The following is a 14,873-nucleotide window of genomic DNA, read 5'->3' as shown; positions in this document are numbered from 1 at the left end:
AGCACCCCCCTTAACATTGGCGGGATTTCATCGCCGTCGGCACCGGCGGCAGGGCAGAGGAAACGGAGTGGTCATGGGCCTCGGCGTGGGCTGGAAACTGCACGGTGACGGGCGGGTTCCCGCACCCGGTGCGGTCGTCGGGCCGGACGAACGGCTGTCGTGGCCGCGGACGGCGGGGCTGGGCGCGCAGCATGTGGTGGCCATGTTCGGGGCGAGCTTCGTGGCGCCCGTGCTCATGGGTCTGGATCCGAATCTGGCCATCATGATGTCCGGCTTCGCCACCATGATCTTCCTGCTGGCGACGCGCGGCCGGGTGCCCAGCTACCTCGGCTGCAGCCTCTCCTTCGTCGGTGTGGCGGCGGCGATCAAGGCGCAGGGCGGCGGCATCGCGACGATCACCGGGGCGATCCTGGTCGTCGGTGTGGTGCTCTTCCTGAGCGGCCTGGTCGTCCAGAAGTTCGGGGCGCGGGTCATCCACGCGACGATGCCGCCCGTCGTCACCGGCGCCGTCGTGATGCTGATCGGCTTCAACCTGGCCCCGGTGACCGCCTCCGTGTACTGGCCTCAGGACCAGTGGACGGCGCTGCTGACCATGCTCTTCACCGGGCTGGCCGTGGTCGTGCTGCGCGGCTTCTGGTCGCGGATCGCGATCTTCCTCGGTCTCGCCTTCGGATACGGCGTCTCCTGGCTCTTCGACCTCGGCCTCGGCAGGATCCACTCGGTGCAGGGCGGCACCGAGGCCGTGGACCACTGGCGGCTGGACCTGTCCGGCGTCGCCGACGCGGCGTGGTTCGGGCTGCCGTCCTTCCACGCCCCGGCGTTCGAACTGCCGGCGATCCTGGTCGCCCTGCCCGTGGTGATCGCGCTGATAGCCGAGAACGCCGGCCATGTGAAGGCCGTTGGCGAGATGACCGGCGACCCGCTCGACGACCAGCTGGGCACCGCGATCGCGGCGGACGGCGCGGGCACCGTGCTGTCCACCGCCGTCGGCGGCCCGGCCACCACCACGTACGCCGAGAACATCGGCGTGATGGCCGCCTCCCGCGTCTACTCGACGGCCGCCTACTGGGCCGCGGCCCTCTTCGCCCTGCTCTTCGGCCTCTGCCCCAAGTTCGGCGCTGTCGTGGCCGCGATCCCGGGGGGCGTGCTCGGGGGCATCACCGTCATCCTCTACGGCATGATCGGCCTGCTCGGCGCGCAGATCTGGGTGCACAACAAGGTGGACCTGCGCAATCCGCTGAATCTGGTGCCGGTGGCGGCGGGCGTCGTCATCGGGGTCGGCGGGGTCGGCCTGCGGATCACCGATGACTTCGAGCTGAACGGCATCGCGCTCGGCACCATCGTGGTGCTCAGCGGCTACCACGTGCTGCGGGCGCTCGCCCCGGCGCACATGAAGGCGGAGGAGCCGCTGCTGGACGAGGGCACCACCTCCTACGACGACGCGGCCCGGGAGGAGCCGGAGGGCACCGGCACCCCCGCGAAGTGACCCGGGCTCCCCGCCGGGCGGTGGGAATCCCCGGTGCCGCCGGGCAGGGCGGGCCCGTTCCCCACGGTGGTCACGGGGGAGCCCAAGTCGCCTCGGTCAATCGGGAGTTGACCAGTGAAGGCCGCCACCATTAGGCCGTTCCGGTCACAAACAGTGACATCGCGGGACAGCTGCGCCGCGGAATGTCACCGTGCGTGCATGACCACAACCGAACCACTGGCTGCGGCCGATGTGCGGGACGCGATGGAGCGGATGCGGGTCCTGGAGGCCGCCCTCCCCCGGCAGGACGGGGTGGCCGTCTTCAACCGGGTCTACCTGTCCGTCACCCGGGAACTGGAGCGGCGCATCGCGGCGGGCCACTTCCGCGATCCGTCCCTGACCGCCGGGTTCGCGGCGCGCTTCGCCCGGCGCTACCTGGCGGCGGTGGACGCCGAGGGGGCCGGGCGGCGCCCGCCGGCCTGCTGGCGCCCGCTGTTCCAGCAGCGCCGTCATCCCGGCGTGCTGCCCGTGCAGTTCGCCCTCGCCGGGGTCAACGCCCATGTCGGGCACGACCTCGCGCTGGCCGTCGTGGACACCTGTACGGCGCGCGGCTGCGAACCGCAGGCCCTGCGGAGCGACTACGAGCGGGTGGACGAGGTCCTCGCCGAGCTGGAGGAGCGGATCCGGGAGGAGCTGATGCCCGGCCCGGACCTGCTGGACGTGGCCGACCCGCTGACCCATCTCACCGGTTCCTGGTGTCTGGCCCGGGCCCGGGAGGGCGCCTGGGCCGCCGCCCGCGTGCTGTGGGAACTGCGCGGGGCGGACGGGCTCCGCGAGGAGTTCCGGGAGCGGCTCGACACGGGAACCGGCATGGTCGGCCGCTTCCTTCTCACCCCGCTGGGGTGACGGGGCGGGGCGGCCCGGCGCGGGCGCGGCGGGCAGCGGGCGCCGGGCCGCGCGACCGGTCCCGTCCCCGCCGCGCCCGCGCCGGCCCGCCCCCGCGCACCTCCGCTCAGTCCTCCGGCAGTTCGACCGGTGCGATCTCCTCGTAGACGTCGCCCGGGCCGGGGTTGGCCGGGTCCGTCCTGCCGCCCAGGTGGCGCATGACCCCCCACACGGCGTTCAGGGCGGTCTGCACGGCGCCCTCGGCCCAGCCGGCCGTCCAGGAGATGTCGTCGCCCGCGAGGAACAGCCCCCGCCGGTCCTCGGGCAGCGGGTCCTGCACGAAGTGGGTGAACAGCCGGCGCTGGTAGCGGTAGTGGCCGGGCAGATTGGCCTTGAACGCGCCCATGAAGTAGGGCTCGTTCTCCCAGGAGACGGTGACCGGGTTGCCGATGATGTGCTGCCGGATGTCCACCTTCGGGTAGATCTCGCCGAGCGACTTGAGCATGACCTCCATCCGCTCGTTCGCGTCCAGCGGCAGCCACTTCAGGCTGTCGTCGCACCAGGTGTAGGAGAGGCAGATCACGGCGGGCCGGTCCGGGCCGTCGTCGAGCAGATAGGTGCCCCGGGTCATCCGGTCGGTGAGCGTCATGCTCATCACGTCCCGCCCCGTCGGCTCGCCCCGGTCGTCGACCTCCTCGTCCAGCCAGAACGGCCGGTCGACGGGGACGAACAGCTTGGAGGACTCCATGTAGTGGGTGCGTTCGATCGCCGTCCAGTGGTCGATCGGGAAGAGCGCGTCATCGCACTCGATCTTGGACAGCAGCATCCAGCTCTGCGCCGTGAAGACCGCCGCCCGGTAGGTGCGGATGTCGCCGCGGGCGTCGGTGACGGTGACGCGGTTGCCCGCCGTGCGGTGCAGCCGGGTCACGGCCGGGCGGGGCTCCCCGTCGGGGTGCAGCTCGGCGAGCGAGGTCCCGTGCGGCCAGTGGACGAGCTTCTCGGGCCGGTGCTCCCAGAGCCGCAGCGGGAGTTGCTGGCTGCCGCCGACGATGCCGCGGTGGTCGTCGTCCGCGCCGGTGTAGACGACGCGCAGGATCTCCAGGATGGAGTTGGGGAAGTCGGTGTCCCAGCCGCCGGTGCCGAAACCGACCTGGCCGAAGATCTCCCGGTGCCGGAAGGACCGGAAGGCGTCGGAGGCGCAGAGGAAGCCGTAGAAGGTCTGGTTGTCGAGCTTCTCCACCAGCCGGGACCAGATCTCGCGGATCACCGGGACGTCCCGCTCGCGCAGGGCGCGCTGCATGGCGGAGAAGTCGGCGCCCTCCTCCAGGCAGGCGTTCCAGGCGTTCATCACCTGCGTGTAGACCTCGGGGAGGTCGTCCAGGGTGCGGGCGTAGTGGGACTCGCCCTTGAGGTCCACGACCGTGGAGGGCGTGGCGGGCGAGAGCGGGTTGGGGAAGGGCCGGGTCTCCAGCCCCACCAGGTCCACGTAGTGCTGGAAGGCGGTGGAGGACGGCGGAAAGCGCATGGCGCCCATCTCGGCGGTCAGACCCGGGTCACAGCCCTCGAAGCCGACGGTGCGCAGCCGGCCGCCGATCCGGTCCGCCTCGTAGACGACCGGCCTGAGGCCCATCTTCATCAGCTCGTACGCGGTGACGATGCCGGAGAGGCCACCGCCGATGACGGCGACCTCGGTGCCGTGCTCGGTGGCGGGCACGGAGCCCAGCCCGGCCGGGTGGGCCAGGAAGTCGTCGTACGGATAGGGGAAGTCCGGGCCGAACATGGTGATGGGCGGCTGGGACTGGGCCTCGGCGTGCTGCTCGTCGTGGACGGCGGTGGGCACGGACGTCATCGGCTGGGGTCTCCTGGGGATGCGGTACGGCGGATGCGGGTGCGGGTGCGGTGTGTGTGGTGCCGGGCGCGCGGCGCCGGGGCGGGGCCCGTACGGGGGCGGGCCCGGTGGACGGAGCGGATCCGGTCGGGAACGGGGGCCGTCAGCCCTCGGTGAGCGATCCGTAGAGCTCGGGGCGCCGGTCGCGCAGATAGGGGTTCGCGGCGCGGGACCGGCCGAGCAGCTCCCGGTCGGCGTCGGCGACGAGCAGGTCCTCACCGGAGCCGGCGCGGGCGGGAACGGTGCCGTCGGGGGCGGCGAGGCAGCTGAGCCCCGCGAAGTCGAACTCCCCTTCGGGGCCGCAGCGGTTGACGTAGGCGATGTGCAGCTGGCTCTCGTAGGCACGCGCCGGGACCAGCGTGCGCGCGACAATCTCATACGGGCGCATCAGCGCGGTGGGGACGAGCAGCAGTTCGGTTCCGGCCAGGGCGTGCGCGCGCACGGTCTCCGGGAACTCGACGTCGTAGCAGATCAGCAACCCGAGCCGGGTGCCGTCCAGCTCGGCCTGGACGACCGGCTCACCGCCCGGTGTGAAGTGGGTGGTCTCGAACTCCCCGTAGAGATGGGTCTTGCGGTAGTGGGCGAGCGGGGTGCCGTCGGGGCCGGTCAGCCGGACGGCGTTGTAGACGGCGTCACCGTCGCGCTCCGGGTAGCCGAGGCCGATGGCGAGCCCGTGGTCGGCGGCGATCCGGGCGACCCGGTCGGCGGACGGCCCGTCGGCGGGCTCGGCCAGCCCGGGCAGCCGGTCGCCGACGGCGTATCCGGTCAGGAACAGCTCGGAGGTCAGCAGCAGCCGGGCGCCGGAGGCGGCGGCGCGGCGGGCCGCGTCCGCCAGGAGCCGCAGGTTGTGCGGCACGTCGCCGGGGCGGCCGGAGCTCTGGAGCAGGGCGGTGCGCAGCGGCGGCATGGAGGTCCTCGGGAGGTACGAAACGGGCGATGAGGGGACGGAAAGACGGTACGGTCGCCCGATCCGGCCGGACAAGCCGCTTCCGTTGCCACCGGCAGGCGATTCGTTGCGCCTGCCGGGCCCGGTCCGGCGATTCGTTGCGTGGTGGGGTCCGCGTGCGGTCGGCGCCCGCCGGGTGCGCGCCCCGGGCACCCTCCGGCCGCCGGGCGGCGGGGACCGCCGACCGCCGTCCTCTCCCCCGCCGCCGCTACCGGGGCGCCCCGTTGCCGTAGCGCCGCAGCAGCGGGGAGAGCACCAGCACGGACTTGGTGCGCTCCACGTACGGCTCGCCCGCGATCTGTTCCAGCACCCGTTCGAAGTGCCGCATGTCGGAGGCGAAGATTTGTGCGATGGCGTCCGCGTCACCGGTCACCGTCGAGGCGGACACCACCTCCGGGTAGCGCGAGAGACCGCGCCGGATCGCCTCGGGGGTGGTGTGGCGCCGGCAGTAGATCTCGATGAACCCCTCGGTCGCCCAGCCGAGCGCCGCCGGGTCCACCCGGACGGTGAACCCGGTGATCGCCCCCTCGGCCCGCAGCCGGTCCACCCGCCGCTTGACGGCCGGGGCGGAGAGGCCGACCTCGGCGCCGATGTCGGCGTAGGAGCGGCGGGCGTCCCCGGCGAGGGCGTGGACGATGCGTTCGTCGAGCTCGTTGAGTCGCACTGCGGATGGATCACTTCTCTGGACGGTGGGGCCGCGCGCGGCGCCCCGGCGGGGCGGGCGCGGGGCGGCGGGCGCCGCAGCCGCAGTACAGCACAGTCCGCCCCGCCCCGGCCGACGGCGGGCGCCCGGCCGTTCCCGCGCCGCCGCCGCGGCGTCCGCGGGAACGGCGGGGCCCGTCGCCGTCGCTCCGGCGCGGGCCGGGTCAGAGCCAGCTGGCGTGGAGCGGCTGGCCCTCCGCGTAGCCGGCGGCGCTCTGGACGCCGACGACGGAGCGCTCGTGGAACTCCTCCACGGAGCCCGCGCCCGCATAGGTGCAGGAGCTGCGCACGCCCGCGACGATCGCGTCGATCAGGTCCTCGACGCCCGGGCGGGCCGGGTCGAGGTACATCCGGGAGGTGGAGATCCCCTCCTCGAAGAGGCCCTTGCGGGCCCGGTCGTACGCCGACTCCTCGCTGGTGCGCTTCTGCACGGCCCGCGCGGACGCCATGCCGTAACTCTCCTTGTAGAAGCGGCCGTCGGGGTCCTGCTGCAGATCGCCCGGCGACTCGTGCGTACCGGCGAACCAGGAGCCGATCATGACGTTGGACGCTCCCGCGGCCAGCGCCATGGCGACGTCGCGCGGATGCCGCACCCCGCCGTCGGCCCAGACGTGCTTGCCCAGCCTGCGGGCCTCGGCCGCGCATTCGAGGACGGCGGAGAACTGGGGGCGGCCGACACCGGTCATCATGCGCGTGGTGCACATGGCGCCCGGACCGACCCCGACCTTGACGATGTCGGCGCCCGCCTCGACCAGGTCGCGCACGCCCTCGGCGGAGACCACGTTGCCCGCGACGACCGGCACCCGGGGGCCCAGGGCGCGGATCGCCCTCAGGGTGCTGATCATGCTGTCCTGGTGGCCGTGCGCGGTGTCCACGACCAGGGTGTCCACCCCGGCGGCCAGCAGCCCTTCGGCGCGGCGCACGGATCCGCCGTTGATGCCGACGGCGACGGCGATGCGGAGCCGGCCGTCCGCGTCGGTGTTCGGGGTGTAGAGCGTGGCCCGGAGCGCGCTCTTGCGGGTGAGGATGCCGGCGAGGCGTCCGTCCGCGCCGACCACCGGGGCGAGTTTGCGGTGGGCGGCGTCGAGCCGGTTGAAGGCGTCGCGCGGGTCGACGCCGTCCTCCAGGAGCACCAGTTCCCGGGACATGACCTCGGAGAGCTGGGTGAAGCGGTCCACCCCGTTCAGATCGGACTCGGTGACGACGCCGACGGGCCGGCCGTCCTCGACGACGATGCCCGCGCCGTGCGCCCGCTTGGGGAGCAGGGAGAGCGCGTCGGCGACGGTCCCGGTGGGCCCGAGGGTGATCGGGGTGTCGAAGACCCGGTGGCGCTGCTTCACCCAGGAGACGACCTCGGTGACGACGTCCAGCGGAATGTCCTGCGGGATGACGACGAGACCACCGCGCCGGGCCACGGTCTCCGCCATCCGGCGGCCCGCGATCGCCGTCATATTGGCGACGACGATGGGGATGGTGGTGCCGGTGCCGTCGGGGGTGGAGAGGTCCACGCCGTGCCGGGAACCGACGGCGGAACGGTTCGGCACCATGAAGACGTCGTCGTACGTCAGGTCGTAGGGGACCGGAGCTGTCTCTACGGGGCGCCCCGTGCCGGGCTCGAGGAAACGCATAGGTCTCACTTCTCGGGTGGAACGGCGCAGGTGGCTCCCACGTGGACACGGCAAAGGACCCCCGGCTTCCGTTCCGCTCCTCCGCGGGGGCGGGCGTGGCGGGGGTTTCCGTGCCAGGCAGTGAGACCTGCCTTGCTCCGGAATTTTACCGGATCATCCGACCACGGGCCCGGGCACGCGGCCCGGGGCGCCCGGCCCGCGGGCCGTCACGTGTTCGCGGGCTCCGCACCGTCGGGGTCGGCGCGGTCGAGTGCGGGCCGCGGCTTGGGGCCCGTCTCCTGGAGGAGGTGGTCCGCGGCGGCCGTGTCCGTCACCAGGCTGGTGACCAGGCCGGAGCGGAGCACGGCGTCGATCGCGGCCGCCTTCCGCCGCCCGCCGGCGATGGCGACCACCTCGGGGATGCGGCGCAGCCGGTCGGCCTCGACGGTGATGCAGCGCTCGCCCAGGTCGCGCCCGATCCGGCGGCCGTCGGCGGCGAAGAGGTGCGCGGACATCTCGGCGGCGGCGCCCAGCGAGGCGTAGTGGGCACGCTCCTCGTCCGACAGCATGTCGTGGACGGTGGAGATGCCGGGCTCCCAGGAGCCGATGGAGACGGCCGCGACGGTCACCTTGTCGAAGTACTCGAAGGCACGCGCGATGCCGGGCTGGGCGCGCAGGGCTGCGGCGGTGGTGGCGTCCGGCAGGAGCATCGGCGCGTAGATGGGGTGCGCCTCGCCGCCGGAGACGGTCGCCGCGCGGCGGACGGCCTCCACGGAGCCGCGTTCGGCGGTGCCGGCGTCGTAGACCCCGGTGAGCTGGACGACGGTGCAGGGCGGCAGCCGGTTGAGGGCGGCGGCCATGTGGATGGTGGAGCGGCCCCAGGCGAGGCCGAGCACATCGCCCTCGTTGACGAGTTCGCCGAGCAGATCGGCGGCGACCTCGCCGAGGTTCTCCGGGTCCACTCCGTCGTCCTCGGCGTCGGAGGGCGATTCGACGACGACGGCGTTGCGCAGGCCGTAACGGGCCCGCAGCGCGTCGGAGCGCTCGGCGTCCAGCTCGGCCGGCACCCGGATCTCGATCCGGACGAGGTCGCGTTCGAGCGCCGTCTCCAGCACGCGGGCGACCTTGAAGCGGCTGACGCCGAACTCCTCGGCGATCTGGATCTTGGACTTTCCCTCGAGATAGAAGCGGCGGGCCATGGCCGCCGCCTGCACCAGCTCCGCGGGTCCCATCCGCATGGCTGATCGGCCCGTCGACACCGCTTTCTCCTTCACTGTTCACTGTCCCATTCGTGAACCCGCCGCCATCCTGTCAGAAGCGGCGGTCGCCGGCCGGTCCTCGCGCTCCACTCCACCGGAGAGTTCACCGGAGTTCATCGCTCCGTGTCCTCCGGGGCCGGGTGTCAGTGCCCGCGGGCCCACCCCGCCTTGGCCGTGGTCTCCTCGGCCTGGCGGCGCAGGGCGCGCACCGCGGCGGCCGGGTCGTCCGCACCGTAGACGGCGGACCCGGCGACGAAGACGTCGGCGCCGGCCTCGGCGCAGCGCTCGATGGTGTCCGCCGAGACACCGCCGTCGACCTGGAGCCACATCTCCAGGCCGTACCGGGAGATCAGCTCCCGGGTGCGGCGGATCTTCGGCAGCATGATGTCGAGGAAGGCCTGTCCGCCGAAGCCCGGCTCCACGGTCATCACGAGGAGCATGTCGAGCTCGGGCAGCAGATCCTCGTACGGCTCGACGGGGGTGGCGGGCTTGAGCGCCATCGAGGCTTTGGCCCCCTTGGCCCGGATCTCGCGGGCCAGCCGGACCGGCGCGGCGGCGGCCTCGGCGTGGAAGGTGACCGAGCCGGCGCCGGCCTCGACGTAGGCGGGGGCCCAGCGGTCCGGCTGCTCGATCATGAGGTGGCAGTCCAGCGGGGTGTCCGTCGCCCTGCTCAGCGACTCGACGACCGGCACGCCGAGGGTGAGATTCGGGACGAAGTGGTTGTCCATGACGTCGACGTGGAGCCAGTCGGCGCCCTGGACGGCCTTCGCCTCCTCCGCGAGGCGGGAGAAGTCGGCGGAGAGAATACTGGGACTGATCTGCACGGCCATGGGGACAGCCTGCCATGCGCGGGAGAGGTCCGCCGACGCCCGTTTCCGGCATTCCGTGACCCTCCCTCCCCAACCGCCCGAGAACGATTTCGTGACGGTGTCCGTCCGGTGTCCGCGGCGCGGACCGGGAACCGCCGCAGCCGTCCGCGTTCCACACGCCCACCGTCGAACCAATCCGGCATTAAGCCGATTATCGGCCTATACGGTTCCGATCTGTGCGATTTCCACCGGATGGAAAGGAACATCTGTGAAGCAGAACGGGATGCGGCTCGGCCTGACGGTCCTGGCGGCACTGGCCCTGGCGGGCGGAGGCGTGTCGGCCGCCCAGGCCCACGACGGGTACGGGAAGGACCACCACGGCGGCACCACCTTCGTGGTGAACGGGGACAACAACCACTTCGCGGTGGGAGACGAGAACGTCATCGGCCGGGACGGCGTCGTCAGCTCGGGCCACAGCGACACCAGCGGGGTGGGGGCCGGCGAGGAGGTCGGGACACCGGCCCAGCCGTACGGCACCGTCATCAGCCCGAGCGGCGTCGTGAAGCGGGCCCAGCCGACCACCAACTCGGCGAACCTGGGATCGCTCGCGTACCACGCGCAGGTCGGGCTCAACTGCAAGGTCCACGGCCAGAACGTCGACGGCAACGACCTCTGGTACCTGCTGCGGGACGGGTCCGGATGGGTCGCCGCCCGGTACGTCCAGAACACGGGCACGGTGCCGTTCTGCCCCTCCGTGGAGGACTCGGAGGAGGGCGGCACCCAGGCCCTCCGCGGCGCTTCCCGGGACGGCGGCATGAGCACCGCGGACGCGGACCTGGGCACCGCGGCCCCGAGCCGGACGGACACGGCCGGCCCGCAGGGCTGACCCCCGCACCGACACCCGGCTCCGGCCGGTACGGGCGACGGGGCGTCGCCCGTACCGGCCGGGGCCACCCGGGCACCGACGGTCCGCCCGGCCCCGCGCCGTCAGGACGTGCGGCGCAGCAGGGCCAGGTACATCGCGTCGGTGCCGTGCAGATGGGGCCAGAGCTGGACGTCGGGGCCGTCGCCCAGCGCGGGGACGCCGGGCATCAGCGGCCGCGCGTCGAGGAGTTCGGCCTCCGGCGCCGGCCCGCCGCGGCCCCTGAGCACGTCGTCGACGACGGCGCGGGTCTCGGCGAGGTGCGGGGAGCAGGTGGCGTAGCCGACGACCCCGCCCACCCGGACGGCGTTCAGCGCCTCCCGCAGCAGCCCGCGCTGGAGCGGCGCGAAACCCTCCAGGTCGGAGGGGCGCCGCCGCCAGCGGGCCTCGGGGCGGCGGCGCAGCGCGCCGAGCCCGGTGCAGGGCACGTCGACGAGCACCCGGTCGAAGCTGCCGGGGCGCCACGGCGGCCGGGTGCCGTCCGCGGCGATCACCTGGTACGGGCCGGGATTGCCGGCCAGCGTCCGCGCGACGAGCCGGGCCCGGTGCGGCTGTTTCTCCGCAGCGAGGAGCGACGCCCCCCGCTGCGCGGCGAGGGCGGCGAGCAGCGCGGCCTTGCCGCCGGGGCCGGCGCAGCCGTCGAGCCAGCGGCTGTCCTCCCCCTCCAGCGGGGCGCCCGCCAGGGCGAGGGCGACGAGCTGGCTGCCCTCGTCCTGGACGCCGGCCCGGCCCTCGCGGACCGGCTCCAGCGCCCCGGGCTCCCCGCCCTCGGAGAGCCGTACCGCGTACGGGGACCAGCGGCCGGGCAGCGCCGACTCCTCCCCCGCCGAGTCCAGCAGTTCACCGGCGGTCGAGCGGCCGGGGCGGGCGACGAGGGTCACCTCGGGCCGTTCGTTGTCGGCCTCCAGCAGGTCCTCGATGCCGGCGCGGCCGCCGCCGAGCGAGTCCCAGAGCGCGGAGACGATCCACCGCGGATGGGAGTGGACCACGGCGAGGTGCTCCTCGGGGTCCTCGTCGTAGTCGGGCGCCACCCGCTCCAGCCAGCCGTCCAGATCGTCGGCCGCGATCTTGCGCAGCACGGCGTTGACGAACTTCGCCCGCCCGTCGCCGAGCACCACCCGGGCCAGCTCGACGGTGGCGCTCACCGCCGCGTGGCTCGGGATCCGGGTCCCGAGCAACTGGTGCGCGCCGAGGGAGAGCACGTCCAGGACGGGCGGGTCCACCTCGCGCAGCGGCCGGTCCACGCAGGCCGCGATGACCGCGTCGTAGGTGCCCTGGCGGCGCAGCGTCCCGTACACCAGCTCGGTGGCGAGCGCGGCGTCGCGGCCGTCGAAGCCCTCGTCCTCCCGCGCCTTGCGCAGCAGGGGCGGGAGGACGAGGTTGGCGTAGGCGTCCCGTTCGTCGACCGCCCGCAGCGCCTCGTAGGCCAGGACCCGGACGGGGTCCCTGCGGGGACGGCGGTAGGGCTTGCCGGGGCGGCGGCGACGGGACTGGTCGGTGCTCAAGGGAAAGGTGCTCCGCGGGTGACGAGGACGGTCCCGGGCGACGGGGACGGTCCGTCCAGCCTACGACGCCCCGCCGTCCTTCCCGGTATCACCCCAGCCGCCCTGGATCATGGTCTGGAACGCCCATTCCCCGTTCCGCTTCAGCAGGACGTCCGCGTAGCGCAGGGTCTGAGTGTGCCCGCCCGCCGTCACGACGCCCTCGGTGAAGACGGCGACGAGCGAGGAGGTCAGGAACCGCGGGGTGCGCACCGACTCGAAGCGGGGCTCCTCGCCGCCCGCCCCGCCCAGGACCCCGCTCATCGTGGCGGTGAACCGCTCGCGGTCCCACTGCTCCGCCGATCCGTTGCCGGCCGCGTCATCGGTGATGACGTTGAGCGGGAAGACGGCCATGTCGGCCATCGCCTCGACGTCCGCCCGGGCGCTGAGGGCCTCGTACCGCGCGAACCACGCGTCCAGCGCCCGGAGGTCCTCATCGGTGGGGGTGAACACGGCTCCGGCCTCGGGGACCGTGAACTGCTGCTCCGTCATCCTGCTCCTCCATGACAAATGACTAATCAAGCTTGACTAATTACCCAGACCGTACTGCCCGGAGAAGGGATTAGTCAAACTTGATGACGCGGGCCGGTGTGCATCCGGTGCCGTCCAGGCCGTAGGGCGCTGCGAAGCCGGATGCCGCGGCTGGAACCACTGGGAGGAGGCGGGCAGGCCGCAGGGGCGGCGGGCACTCGGCCCGCCTCCGGGCGCCGGCCCGGCGGAGCCTCGCCCCCGGCGGCCCGGACTCCCCGCCCGCTCACGCCTGTTCAGGCCCGGAGCCCGTCCGTCGGATTGCGTCGGGCGCGGCAGCCCGTCAGGCGCCGAGCCGGTCGTCCGGGCCGATGCGGACGCCGCGGGCCCAGTCGGCGCCCCGCATCGGCTTCTTGCCCTGCGGCTGCACCCACAGCAGTTCGACGGCGTGCGAGCCCGTGCCCGCGTACACGGCGTTCTTCGCCGCGGACAGGGCGCCGGGCGCCAGGTCCGTCCGCTCCGGGAGCAGTCCCACCGACATCACCTTCAGCCGCTCGCCGCGGAAGAGCGTCCACGCGCCGGGCGCGGGCGAGCAGCCCCGTACGACGCGGTCCACCCGGAGGGCGGGCGCCGGCCAGTCGATCTCCGCGTCCTCGACCGTCAGCTTGGGCGCGAGGCTGACGCCCTCGGCCGGCTGCGGCACCGGCTGGAGCGAGCCGTCCTCGATGCCGTCCATCGTCGCGGCCAGCAGCCCGGCGCCCGCGAGGGCGAGCCGGGTCAGCAGGTCCCCGCTGGTGTCGGTGGGCTTGATCTCCTCGGTGATCACCCCGTACACGGGGCCGGAGTCCAGCCCTTCCTCGATCAGGAAGGTGGAGGCGCCGGTCATCTCGTCACCGGCGAGCACCGCGTGCTGCACCGGGGCCGCGCCCCGCCAGGCCGGCAGCAGCGAGAAGTGCAGATTGACCCAGCCGTGCGCCGGGATGGCGAGGGCGGACTTGGGCAGCAGCGCGCCGTACGCGACGACGGGGCAGCAGTCGGGCGCGATCTCCCGCAGCCGGGCGAGGAAGTCCTCGTCCCGGGGACGGGCCGGCTTCAGCACCTCGATGCCCGCCTCCTCCGCCCGCTGCGCCACCGGGCAGGCGACCAGCTTCCGGCCGCGGCCGGCGGGGGCGTCGGGCCGGGTGACGACGGCCGCGACCTCGTGCCGGTCCGAGGCGATCAGGGCGTCCAGGGCGGGGAGGGCGACCTCGGGGGTGCCGGCGAAGACCAGCTTCATCGGGGGGTGCACTGCCTCTCGGGTCGGTCGGTTCCCGGTCCGGAGCGCCCCGGGCACCGGGTACGGCACCGGGACGGGCCCGCGGGGCGGGGCCGGGGACGGGGCGCACCAGTCTAGGGCCTGTCCGGCCCCGCTCCCCCGGGTCCCCGGCGCCCGGCACCGCACCCCGCCGCGTTCCCCGGGCACGCCCGCGTACGGTCCGGCGTGCGGGCGCCCCTCCGCCGGGCGGCGCACGGCACCGGGCGCCGCGGCCCGCTCCGGTGCGAAGGGGCGAACGGGCCCGGGCCCCGGACCCGGGGGCGTACGCGCGGGTACGCGCCCCCCGCACCGGCCCGTGCCCCCGACACCGTGACCAGCGGGGCCCGTCGGGCGTTGGTCACGGGAGATTGACCAGCCACGGGGCCCCTGCCGGGGCCCATCCCCTGCAACGCCGGTTTCGAGAGGCTTGTTGATGGCCGACCACTCCACGCACGACACCCAGGCCCGGGCCAGCCTGCACCTGCTGGTGCGGGACATCGAGCGGGTGCGCCGGCAGGCGGATGCCCTGCGCACGCTCACGGCTCAGCTCGGCACCGTCTACCGCCCCCGCCGCAGCGGCCCGTCAGCGGCGGGCTTCATCGTGTACGGGCGGGCGCCGGCGCCGACGGTCCGGCTGGCACAGGAGCTGCGGGACAGCGTCGAGACCCTGGTCACGGCCGCCGTCGACTTCGACCGCTCCCTGGGGTTCTCCTGGGACGCGGTGGGTTCCGCCCTCGGGGTCACCAAGCAGGCCGTGCACCGGCGTTACGGCGGTGCACGGCGGGCCGCGGCGCGCAGCGCGGCCGAGGCCGAGGCGGCCGCCACGGCCCCCTCCCCGGCGGGCACGACGGCCACGGCCACGGCCACGGACGGTCCGCGCCCGGAGCCCGCCCCGCCCGTCCAGGAGCGGCAGCCCCCGTCCGACCGGCCGGTCGTCCCCGCGGCCCGTTCCGTCACGGGCCCGGCGCCCGGCTCCGCGCTGCCGGAGCCCTCCCGCCCGCACGGCCTGCCCGAGACCCCGCGTCCGAACGGCTTTCCGGCGCCCCGCAACGGCTGACGGCCGTCTCCCGGCCCCGGCCCCCGCCCC

The 14,873-nt window shown here is 74.0% G+C and carries 13 protein-coding genes; 4 read left to right on the top strand and 9 right to left on the bottom strand.

Features of this window, described 5'->3' with window-relative positions; genetic code table 11:
- The first annotated feature begins 73 nt into the window (after nt 1-73).
- Together LIX60_RS28190 and LIX60_RS28185 are read left to right on the top strand one after the other, a co-directional pair.
- Nucleotides 74-1,486 carry a uracil-xanthine permease family protein gene (locus LIX60_RS28190; RefSeq protein ID WP_227961814.1) on the top strand — a complete coding sequence of 471 codons (1,413 nt, stop codon included), beginning with the start codon at nt 74-76 and terminating at the stop codon, nt 1,484-1,486.
- A gap of 198 nt (nt 1,487-1,684) precedes the next feature.
- On the top strand, nt 1,685-2,371 hold the full coding sequence (locus LIX60_RS28185) for a DUF5995 family protein (protein ID WP_227961812.1): 687 nt from the start codon (nt 1,685-1,687) through the stop codon (nt 2,369-2,371).
- A gap of 106 nt (nt 2,372-2,477) precedes the next feature.
- Here LIX60_RS28185 and LIX60_RS28180 read toward each other — a convergent pair whose 3' ends face one another.
- The 6 genes from LIX60_RS28180 to rpe form a co-directional block, all read right to left on the bottom strand.
- Nucleotides 2,478-4,199, bottom strand: a complete 1,722-nt coding sequence (locus LIX60_RS28180) for an NAD(P)/FAD-dependent oxidoreductase (RefSeq protein WP_227961809.1) — start codon at nt 4,197-4,199, stop codon at nt 2,478-2,480.
- Between the two features lie 142 nt (nt 4,200-4,341).
- Complete coding sequence (locus LIX60_RS28175) at nt 4,342-5,145, bottom strand: carbon-nitrogen hydrolase family protein (RefSeq protein WP_227961807.1); 804 nt, start codon at nt 5,143-5,145, stop codon at nt 4,342-4,344.
- A gap of 247 nt (nt 5,146-5,392) precedes the next feature.
- Nucleotides 5,393-5,848 carry an Lrp/AsnC family transcriptional regulator gene (locus LIX60_RS28170; RefSeq protein ID WP_019708705.1) on the bottom strand — a complete coding sequence of 152 codons (456 nt, stop codon included), beginning with the start codon at nt 5,846-5,848 and terminating at the stop codon, nt 5,393-5,395.
- 202 nt (nt 5,849-6,050) lie between these two features.
- Complete coding sequence (locus LIX60_RS28165) at nt 6,051-7,514, bottom strand: GuaB1 family IMP dehydrogenase-related protein (protein WP_227961805.1); 1,464 nt, start codon at nt 7,512-7,514, stop codon at nt 6,051-6,053.
- A 206-nt stretch (nt 7,515-7,720) separates the two neighbouring features.
- Nucleotides 7,721-8,725, bottom strand: a complete 1,005-nt coding sequence (locus LIX60_RS28160) for a sugar-binding transcriptional regulator (RefSeq protein ID WP_185831356.1) — start codon at nt 8,723-8,725, stop codon at nt 7,721-7,723.
- A 170-nt stretch (nt 8,726-8,895) separates the two neighbouring features.
- A complete protein-coding gene (gene rpe / locus LIX60_RS28155) occupies nt 8,896-9,582 on the bottom strand; it encodes a ribulose-phosphate 3-epimerase (RefSeq protein WP_227961803.1) in 687 nt (228 codons plus the stop codon).
- A gap of 247 nt (nt 9,583-9,829) precedes the next feature.
- Between rpe and LIX60_RS28150 the strand changes: the two genes are divergently transcribed.
- Nucleotides 9,830-10,447 carry a hypothetical protein gene (locus LIX60_RS28150; protein WP_227961801.1) on the top strand — a complete coding sequence of 206 codons (618 nt, stop codon included), beginning with the start codon at nt 9,830-9,832 and terminating at the stop codon, nt 10,445-10,447.
- Between the two features lie 101 nt (nt 10,448-10,548).
- Here the strand turns inward: LIX60_RS28150 and LIX60_RS28145 are convergent, their stop codons facing one another.
- The 3 genes from LIX60_RS28145 to fmt all read right to left on the bottom strand — a co-directional run bounded on the left by LIX60_RS28145 (nt 10,549) and on the right by fmt (nt 13,768).
- On the bottom strand, nt 10,549-11,988 hold the full coding sequence (locus LIX60_RS28145; protein WP_227961799.1) for an RsmB/NOP family class I SAM-dependent RNA methyltransferase: 1,440 nt from the start codon (nt 11,986-11,988) through the stop codon (nt 10,549-10,551).
- 60 nt (nt 11,989-12,048) lie between these two features.
- On the bottom strand, nt 12,049-12,516 hold the full coding sequence (locus tag LIX60_RS28140; RefSeq protein ID WP_227961797.1) for a nuclear transport factor 2 family protein: 468 nt from the start codon (nt 12,514-12,516) through the stop codon (nt 12,049-12,051).
- 319 nt (nt 12,517-12,835) lie between these two features.
- Nucleotides 12,836-13,768, bottom strand: a complete 933-nt coding sequence (gene fmt / locus LIX60_RS28135) for a methionyl-tRNA formyltransferase (RefSeq protein WP_227962954.1) — start codon at nt 13,766-13,768, stop codon at nt 12,836-12,838.
- A gap of 451 nt (nt 13,769-14,219) precedes the next feature.
- On the opposite strand from fmt, the gene LIX60_RS28130 reads away from it, so the two are divergent.
- The gene (locus LIX60_RS28130) at nt 14,220-14,843 is read left to right on the top strand and encodes a hypothetical protein (RefSeq protein ID WP_227961795.1); all 624 of its coding nucleotides are present in this window, start codon (nt 14,220-14,222) and stop codon (nt 14,841-14,843) included.
- The last annotated feature ends 30 nt before the right edge of the window (nt 14,844-14,873 follow it).

It is taken from the genome of Streptomyces sp. S07_1.15, from assembly GCF_020739505.1.
GTDB lineage: Bacteria > Actinomycetota > Actinomycetes > Streptomycetales > Streptomycetaceae > Streptomyces > Streptomyces xinghaiensis.
This window is presented reverse-complemented; position numbering and strand designations above follow the sequence as displayed.

Excerpts from the sequence above, each read along its gene's own strand:
- LIX60_RS28190 (WP_227961814.1), top strand. The coding sequence starts at position 74 with ATGGGCCTCGGCGTGGGCTGGAAACTGCACGGTGACGGGCGGGTTCCC.
- LIX60_RS28180 (WP_227961809.1), bottom strand. The coding sequence starts at position 4,199 with ATGACGTCCGTGCCCACCGCCGTCCACGACGAGCAGCACGCCGAGGCC.
- LIX60_RS28140 (WP_227961797.1), bottom strand. The coding sequence starts at position 12,516 with ATGACGGAGCAGCAGTTCACGGTCCCCGAGGCCGGAGCCGTGTTCACC.
- LIX60_RS28165 (WP_227961805.1), bottom strand. The coding sequence starts at position 7,514 with ATGCGTTTCCTCGAGCCCGGCACGGGGCGCCCCGTAGAGACAGCTCCG.
- fmt (WP_227962954.1), bottom strand. The coding sequence starts at position 13,768 with ATGAAGCTGGTCTTCGCCGGCACCCCCGAGGTCGCCCTCCCCGCCCTG.
- LIX60_RS28160 (WP_185831356.1), bottom strand. The coding sequence starts at position 8,725 with ATGGGACCCGCGGAGCTGGTGCAGGCGGCGGCCATGGCCCGCCGCTTC.
- LIX60_RS28185 (WP_227961812.1), top strand. The coding sequence starts at position 1,685 with ATGACCACAACCGAACCACTGGCTGCGGCCGATGTGCGGGACGCGATG.
- LIX60_RS28130 (WP_227961795.1), top strand. The coding sequence starts at position 14,220 with ATGGCCGACCACTCCACGCACGACACCCAGGCCCGGGCCAGCCTGCAC.
- LIX60_RS28175 (WP_227961807.1), bottom strand. The coding sequence starts at position 5,145 with ATGCCGCCGCTGCGCACCGCCCTGCTCCAGAGCTCCGGCCGCCCCGGC.
- rpe (WP_227961803.1), bottom strand. The coding sequence starts at position 9,582 with ATGGCCGTGCAGATCAGTCCCAGTATTCTCTCCGCCGACTTCTCCCGC.